The following is an 8,099-nucleotide window of genomic DNA, read 5'->3' as shown; positions in this document are numbered from 1 at the left end:
TGTTAATATACATGCAACCACAGAATCACAGCAACACACCGCTGTCTAGAACAATCAGGAGAAACGACACATGGCCAAAGCATTCGCATCACAGGGTGATATGACCGAAAAGAAAACCAGTTTTGTCGAAATCGGCGACGGTTTGTGGGCATTCACCGCCGAGGGTGATCCGAATTCGGGCGTGATCATCGGCGACGAAAGCGTCATGGTGATCGAGGCCCAAGCAACCCCGCGTCTGGCGAATAAAGTGATCGAGGAAATCCGCAAGGTGACGGACAAACCGATCAGCCATCTGGCGCTAACCCATTATCACGCGGTTCGGGTGCTGGGCGCGTCGGCCTATGGTGCGCCGCAAATCATCATGTCGGATGCGGCCCGCGCGATGGTGGTGGAACGTGGGCAGGAGGACTGGGACAGCGAATTCCAACGCTTCCCCCGCCTGTTTGAGGGGCATGAAAGCATCCCCGGCCTGACCTACCCGACCACCACATTCAGCGATTCTATGACCGTCTATCTGGGCAACCGGCGCGTTGACATCATGCATCTGGGTCGCGCCCATACCGCTGGTGACGCCGTGGTCTGGGTGCCGGATGCCGAGGTGATGTTCACCGGTGACATCGTCGAATACCATTCGGCCTGTTACTGCGGTGACGGCCATTTCGCCGACTGGGGTGATACGCTGGAAAACATTGCGATGTTTGATCCGGTCAGCATTGCGCCGGGGCGTGGGGATGCGCTGGTGGGGCGTGAAATGGTTGCCGCTGCACTGGAAAGCACGCTCGATTTTGTCGAAAGCACCTACCGCCCCGCTGCGCGTGTGGCGGCCCGAGGCGGCACCCTGAAAGAAGCATGGGATGCGGTGCGTGCCGAGTGCGATCCCAAGTTCAACGACTATGCCATCTACGAGCATTGCCTGCCCTTCAACGTGGCCCGTGCCTATGACGAAGCCCGTGGCATCGACACGCCGCGCATCTGGACTGCGGAACGTGACATCGCAATGTGGGAAGCGTTACAGGAATAAAGATATGTCTACCTTTGCCACCGCAATTCTAATCATGACGACAATTGCATTCCTGATCTGGGCGTTTCTTTTTTTCCGCGCGCTTTGGGGCATTTCCATACGTGTAAAACAGAAAGCAGATAAAACTGGCGAAGGGTATATTAACTGGGCTGGAAATTCGTTCTCAATCCATATGCAATTCCTGTTTGGCCAAGGGCCAAACCCCGAACGCCGCCGCCTAATTATCTGGACGATTATTCTCGCCGTTCTGATCATTGGGTTCAGCCTGACAGTAACGCGCGAATCCAACGTCTAACCACGGAGACCACATGACCAAAATCTTTGAAACCCCGCTCTATCCCTATGAACGGTCAAAAGATCAGGATGTAATAACGCCGGTGCGCCACCCCGTTGTGGTCATCGGCGCTGGGCCAATCGGGCTGGGTGCGGCGATTGATCTGGCGCAGCACGACGTGCCGGTGGTTGTGCTGGATGACAATGACAAAGTATCGTTCGGCTCCCGCGCCATCTGTTTCGCCAAACGTCCGCTGGAAATTCTGGACCGTCTGGGCTGTGGTGCGCCGATGGTTGATAAGGGTGTGAAGTGGAATGTTGGCAAGGTTTTCAATGACGAGGATGAAACCTACCGGTTCGACCTGCTGGAGGAAGGCGGACATAAAAATCCTGCGTTCATCAACCTACAGCAATACTATTTAGAAGAATACATGGTGAACCGGTTGCGTGCTTTGCAAGCCGAGGGAAAGCCGATTGAACTGCGCGGTATGAACAAGGTTGATGCCGTGGGGCAGCACGACGATCATGTGACGCTTGAGGTGACAACACCGGATGGCCCCTATGTGGTCGAGGCCGATTGGCTGATCGCATGTGACGGTGCCAACTCTGCCACGCGCCGGATGCTGGGACTGGATTTTGAGGGCCGTGTGTTCGAGGATAATTTCCTGATTGCCGATGTGATCATGGAGGCCGATTTCCCGACCGAACGCTGGTTCTGGTTTGACCCGGCGTTTAACCGTGGCCAATCGGCGCTGCTGCACAAACAGCCTGATAATATCTGGCGGATTGATTTGCAGCTGGGCTGGGACATCGACCGTGAAAAGGAAATGAAGCACGAAAATATCATCCCGCGCTTGCATGCGATGTTGGGCGACGATGCCAAGTTTGAACTGGAGTGGGTGTCGATCTACACGTTCCAGTGTCGCCGGATGGAAGCATTTCGTGCGGGGCGCACCTTGTTCGCTGGTGATGCTGCCCATCAGGTTTCGCCTTTCGGGGCGCGGGGTGCCAATAGCGGGTTGCAGGATACCGATAATCTGGCGTGGAAGCTAAAGCTGGTTCTGGATGGCAAGGCCCCAGACGCGTTGATGGACACCTATAGTGTCGAGCGGGTTTACGGGGCGGATGAAAACATTATGAATTCGACCCGTTCAACCGATTTTATCACCCCGAAATCCGAAATCAGTCGCACGTTTCGTAACGCGGTTCTAAGCCTTGCCAAGCGGCATGAATTTGCCCGTCCACTGGTGAATTCTGGCCGCTTGTCGGTGCCGTGCACCTATGATGGATCATCGCTGAGCGGGCCTGATACAGCTGAATTGCCTAGGGAATTGCGTCCCGGCTCAGCGGCAGCAGATGCACCGACCGAGAATGGTTGGCTGCTGGATCGGTTAGGCGATAGTTTCCAGTTGTTGGCGATTGGTCTGGATGCCGAAACAGGACTAGGCGCGTGTGGTATCGAGATTGAGACCATCGCCCTTGGTGCCGATGAAAGCCCCGAGTTAATGGCGCGGTATCTGGGCGATGCGAAGGGTGCAATATATCTGATGCGGCCGGATCAACACGTCGCGGCGCGTTGGACCAGCTATGATAAAACCGCCATTCTGGATGCCCTAAAAACCGCCACCGCACAGGGGGAAAACTGATATGACTGATCTGGTTACAACGCCCAACATTGATAACGCTGATGATTTTTATGCCGATCTTCTGGCACTGCATGACGGCCACAGCAAAGCGCAATCCGATGCGATCAATGCGAGGCTGATCTTACTGCTGGCCAATCACATCGGAGACCGGAATGTATTGACGAAAGCGATGATCGAGGCGGCCGAGGTTTGAGGCGGGCAAGGATTTCACTTGCCTAATCGTTTTGTTTTAATAACACTCCCGATATACGACAGGCTACAGCGATGGCGTCGCTGACGTGGGTATGTCCCATGTGCCGCAAACACCCTGAACGCCGGGAATTGCCACTAGGGGGGCAGTTGGCCCCCGTTTCAGGAGATTAGATATGACACACCAACGCGAAGAATTTTACCGGCTGCACAATGGTGATGCGGCCAAATTGCCGTTCTCGGATCTGGAATACGAGGCGCGGATCAAGGGCTTGCGCTCGATCATGGAGATGATGTCGCTGGATGCGGTGGTGCTGACCTCGATGCATTCGATCGCTTATTATTCCGGTTTTTTATACTGCTCGTTCGGGCGGCCCTATGCGCTGGTGGTGACCTATCGTGAAGTCGTGACGATTAGTGCCGGGATTGATGCGGGGCAACCGTGGCGGCGGTGTTATGGCGACAACATCACCTATACTGACTGGCAGCGCGATAATTATTGGCGGGCGGTGTGTTCGATCACGGGCGAATTTGCGGTTTTGGGGATCGAGGGTGATCATCTGACCATGTTACAGAATGACAAGCTGGTGGCGTTTCTGAAACCCGCCAACACGCTGGATGTGGCCCCTGCGATGGCACGGCAAAGGATGAATAAATCGGACGCCGAGATTGCCTTGATCCGTGAAGGCGCACGGGTGGCTGACATTGGTGGTTATGCAATCAAGGATGCCGTCAAAGCTGGCGTGCGCGAGATCGACGTGACGGTGGCGGGCCGTGACGCGATGGAGCTGGAGATTGCGCGGGCCTTTCCCGATGCCGAGTATCGTGACACCTGGGTCTGGTTTCAGTCCGGTCTGAATACGGATGGGGCACATAACCCTGTGACAGGGCGGGTTTTACAGCGCGGTGATATTCTGTCGCTGAATTGCTTCCCGATGATTTCGGGTTACTACACGGCGCTGGAACGGACGATGTTTGTCGAAGAGGTCGATGCCGCATCACTGGAAATTTGGCAGGCCAATGTGGCGGCGCACGAATTGGGCATCAGCCTGATCAAACCCGGCGTTAGCTGTGCCGAGATCACCGCAGGGGTGAATGCCTTCTTTGAGGAGCGCGATCTGTTGCAGTATCGCAGCTTTGGCTATGGCCATTCGTTCGGGGTGCTGTCGCATTACTATGGCCGCGAGGCGGGGCTGGAATTGCGCGAGGATATCGACACGGTGCTGGAGGCCGGCATGGTGATTTCGATGGAACCGATGCTGACCATCCCCGAGGGACAAGCGGGGGCTGGGGGCTACCGCGAGCATGACATTCTGGTGGTAGATGAAGAGGGTGCCGAGAACATCACGAAGTATCCGTATGGGCCGGAATTTAACGTGGTCGGGTAGGTGGGCGTGAGGTGGTAAAGGGGTATGCTTTTATGACCGCATAACGTTGCTTTTTGGGCTAAATAGAAAGGGAGCAGTCATCTGATGGTTTAGATCAGATGACGGCATTGAGCCCAAATTGACCGCCCTCTAGAAGATAGTTACGATGCCAAAGATGGGGTAACTATGAGGTAGAACCCGTGAAACACAGTGAAGTCATCCAAGCAATTACTGACGCCACCAGAGACCAGTCTGGAATCCGTGCCTTGTTCCTTAGTGGCAGCTACGCGACTGGCATGGCAGACGAATACAGCGATATTGATTTTGTTATGGTGGCAGAAGACGGCGCGTCTGACGCAGTTGCGGAGGTTTGGCGCAGAGCTGTTGGCAAAACTGGCGAGATTGTCCTTTGGTGGGACCGGATTAACGTCCCTGTCTTGATCAACGCCATCACAGAAGACTGGACACGCACAGATGTCATTATTCTGAAGGCTGATCAGATGGGGTCACAGGCACAGAGCAATTTGAAACCACTTTTCGACCACGACAACATTTTTGACAGTTTAGCAGAAACTGCACAGAAGGTTGGACCAAGCCTGAAGAAATTCAGATATCAGGTCGAGGAGTTCATCAGGATACTTGGCCTCTTGCACCTTGCGGCGGGTCGTAAAGAATACATCAATGGCGTGTTGGGAGTTTTCCACCTTCGCAATCTGATGGTCGACTTGTTGATTGAAGAGACCGATGCCCCCAATCGCGGTGGCATTTTGCATCTCAACCGGCTCATATCGAGTGAGCAGAAAGACCTCCTTACGTCTTTACCACCAGCAATTCCTAATCTCGATGCGATGATTTCTGCCCATCTTGCTTATGCGAAAGCATACCTGCCGCGTGCGCGGGCAAGAGCGAAACGCTTGGGTATGGAGTGGCCAGAGCATTTTGAAGCAGCTACTTGGGCGCGGCTAAGCGAAGCCCTATCGTTGCAGAGACCATATAATTTGAAGTGATCGCATTACGAACGGTAGCGTTGCTCCACAAATCTGCCATCACCAAAACCCACACACATTCACAAATTGTATTGTGTCATTCGGTTTGGCACGCCTATAGTCAGGTTCCCAAACCCAGTGAGGCGAACGATGACTCTGATCAAACCCACCCGACGTCATATTTTGAAACTGGCCGCAATGGCTCCTGCGATGGCATTGCCGATGGTGGCGCGCGCGCAGGTGGGGCCGCCAACGGATGGCAACCCAACGCATTTCAGTTTCACCATTGGCGAGGCGCGGTTGACGATCATTTCGGACGGGTATTTTACAACGCCGGTCAGTGGCATCGGCATAAACGCCGACCCCGCCGAGGTGCAGGCGTTTATGGCCAGCCATTTTCTGCCAACCGATATTGGCTATGCCCATACCAATCATCTGTATATTGAAATTGGCGATGCCAAAGTGCTGGTCGATGTGGGGTCGGGCAGCCGGTTTTTTGAAACCACGGGCCGTCTGATGGGCAATCTGGAAACCGCAGGGATTGATCCGCAAGCGGTGAGTCATGTGGTGATGACCCACGCGCACCCCGACCATATTCTGGGCATTCGTGATGATTTTGACGAGGCGATTATACCGGATGCTGAATACATCATCGGGGTGGTCGAGCATGATTACTGGTTGCAGGATGATCTGGTCAATCAAGTCGAGCCGGAGGATCAGCAGTTTGTGTTGGCGGCGGTGAATTCGATCACTGCGGACGGGGTGGAATGGGTGCTGGCACAGGACGGGCACGAAGTGGTGCCGGGGGTGACGTTGATGCACACGCCGGGGCACACATTGGGGCATATGTCGGTGCGGCTGGAGAGCGGCGGTAAATCTCTGATCGCGCTGGGCGATTGTTTGACCAATGCACACGCCAATTTCGCGCGGCCCGACTGGCTGATCGGGCGGGATCACGATAAGGAAATGGCGGCGGCAACGCGGGCGCGGGTGCTGGATATGGCGGCTGTGGATAGGATCGCGGTGCTGGGTTATCACTTCCCGTTTCCGGGGGTTGGCCATGTGAAGCGCGATGGCGATGCGTTCCAGTTTGTGCCGGCGTTGTGGCAGTTTTAGGGAGCTTATTGGCTTAGGCCAAGGGGTTCGGCCATTGCGGCGGTGCTTTGCGCTTCGGTGATCATGTTACGTTTGACCATCGCTTGCAAAACCTCGTTGCGGCGCATCAGGGCACGGTGGGGGTATTGGATCGGGTCGTAACGGGTGGGCGATTTAACCATTCCGGCAAGTGTTGCGGCCTCGGCCAATGTGAGTTTGGTTGGGGATTTGGCGAAATAGACGTTTGCGGCTTTGGTGATGCCATTAGCTTTAGCCCCAAAGTATGCGCTATCCAGCTCAAGCATAAGAATATCTTTATGTGTTAACTGGTTTTCCAATTTGATGGCCAAAAGAAAATCCTGCAGGTGCATTGTTCTAAAAGCGTTGGGTTGTTCGTAAATAAATTTCCATCCTGCCAAGTAGGGAACTGGTGATTTGCAGAAAGATGGACGGCTGTCGAAAATAAGTGCTCTCAATACGCAATTTATGGGTCCGGCGTTTGACGCCAGACAGTCTGAGTTTTCGGCGGCGAGCAGGGCATGATGCACATGTTCAGGAAGAGCATTCATGCGCAGATTGGTGGCATCACTTTCGCGGTGAATTTCGGCACTGGAAGGGAGCTTATTCCAGTAGGGTGCAATGTAATAGGCGGAGACCAGAAGGAGTGCCGCGAAAATGGTGCCGATGGTGATGGACAGGTATTTAAAAATACGCATGTGGGTAACTTAACGAAATAAATGGCGGGGTGAAACCCGCCTTACGGAAAAGGGAGCCCGTAACAGGCCCCCTTTGATTTGGTGTTGAGGTCAGTCAGCCCAGCTAACCCCTGTCAGGTCATTGGCTTGGGTCGGAGAATTCGCCCATAGCCCCTGAATTTTCGCATTTGCAACGCCGGTTTTGGCCAACTGAAACAGGTAGCCGTTGACGTATTCGGCCGCGATCATTTTTTGCGCATCCGCTTGGATGGCCATGCGATCAGCCGGATCGGTGGCAAGGTTCAGCTTGTCCATCAGCGCTTGGAAATCCGCGCTGTCATACTGGAAATAGTAATCAGGACGCGCGTAGATGTTGATGTCGGCGGGTTCGGTATGGCTGACGATGGTCAAATCGAAATCCTTGCCTTTGAACACCTGTTCAATCCATTGCGCCCATTCCAGATTGGAAATCTCGGTCTTGATCCCGACGGCTCGTAATTGTGCCGCGATGATCTCGCCACCGCGCCGTGCATAGGCGGGCGGGGGCAGCATCAGGCGCAGTTTCAGATCGCTTTGACCGGCTTCGGCCAACAGTTTCTTGGACAGTTCAGGGTCATAAGCCGACATGCCGGTCAAATCCACATAGGCCGGATTGTGCGGTGCAAAGTGGCTGCCGATGGGCGTGCCATATCCCGACATTGCCCCGTCGATGATTTCCTGACGGTTGATCGCATGTGCAATCGCCTCGCGGACCTTTACGTCTGACAATGGGCCGGATTTATTATTGATCGACAGGATGGTTTCGCCCTCGGTTGAGCCAACGATAA

At 54.5% G+C, this 8,099-nt stretch carries 9 protein-coding genes; 7 read left to right on the top strand and 2 right to left on the bottom strand.

Going from position 1 to position 8,099, the window contains the following annotated elements:
* Positions 1–70 precede the first annotated feature (70 nt).
* The 7 genes from ACWB12_RS08050 to ACWB12_RS08020 all read left to right on the top strand — a co-directional run bounded on the left by ACWB12_RS08050 (position 71) and on the right by ACWB12_RS08020 (position 6,598).
* The gene (locus ACWB12_RS08050) at positions 71–1,021 is read left to right on the top strand and encodes an MBL fold metallo-hydrolase (protein WP_479529558.1); all 951 of its coding nucleotides are present in this window, start codon (positions 71–73) and stop codon (positions 1,019–1,021) included.
* Between the two features lie 4 nt (positions 1,022–1,025).
* Positions 1,026–1,316, top strand: a complete 291-nt coding sequence (locus ACWB12_RS08045; protein WP_479529557.1) for a hypothetical protein — start codon at positions 1,026–1,028, stop codon at positions 1,314–1,316.
* A gap of 13 nt (positions 1,317–1,329) precedes the next feature.
* Positions 1,330–2,940 (top strand): FAD-dependent oxidoreductase, encoded by a 1,611-nt coding sequence (locus ACWB12_RS08040; RefSeq protein WP_479529556.1) that lies wholly within the window; start codon positions 1,330–1,332, stop codon positions 2,938–2,940.
* A 1-nt stretch (position 2,941) separates the two neighbouring features.
* Entirely contained in the window at positions 2,942–3,133 is a 192-nt protein-coding gene (locus ACWB12_RS08035) for a DUF2783 domain-containing protein (RefSeq protein WP_479529555.1), read from the top strand.
* Positions 3,134–3,305: 172 nt separating this feature from the next.
* Complete coding sequence (locus ACWB12_RS08030; protein ID WP_479529554.1) at positions 3,306–4,517, top strand: M24 family metallopeptidase; 1,212 nt, start codon at positions 3,306–3,308, stop codon at positions 4,515–4,517.
* A 179-nt stretch (positions 4,518–4,696) separates the two neighbouring features.
* On the top strand, positions 4,697–5,503 hold the full coding sequence (locus ACWB12_RS08025; protein ID WP_479529553.1) for an aminoglycoside 6-adenylyltransferase: 807 nt from the start codon (positions 4,697–4,699) through the stop codon (positions 5,501–5,503).
* 129 nt (positions 5,504–5,632) lie between these two features.
* On the top strand, positions 5,633–6,598 hold the full coding sequence (locus ACWB12_RS08020; protein ID WP_479529552.1) for an MBL fold metallo-hydrolase: 966 nt from the start codon (positions 5,633–5,635) through the stop codon (positions 6,596–6,598).
* 5 nt (positions 6,599–6,603) lie between these two features.
* Here the strand turns inward: ACWB12_RS08020 and ACWB12_RS08015 are convergent, their stop codons facing one another.
* Together ACWB12_RS08015 and ACWB12_RS08010 are read right to left on the bottom strand one after the other, a co-directional pair.
* Positions 6,604–7,293, bottom strand: coding sequence for a transglycosylase domain-containing protein (locus ACWB12_RS08015; protein ID WP_479529551.1), 690 nt, complete (start codon positions 7,291–7,293; stop codon positions 6,604–6,606).
* Between the two features lie 90 nt (positions 7,294–7,383).
* On the bottom strand, positions 7,384–8,099 hold a 716-nt coding region (locus ACWB12_RS08010; protein WP_479529550.1), incomplete at its 5' end, for an ABC transporter substrate-binding protein.

The organism is Profundibacter sp. (assembly GCF_056498605.1).
The sequence above is the reverse complement of the archived record's forward strand: the minus strand, read 5'-3'. Positions and strand labels throughout refer to the sequence as shown.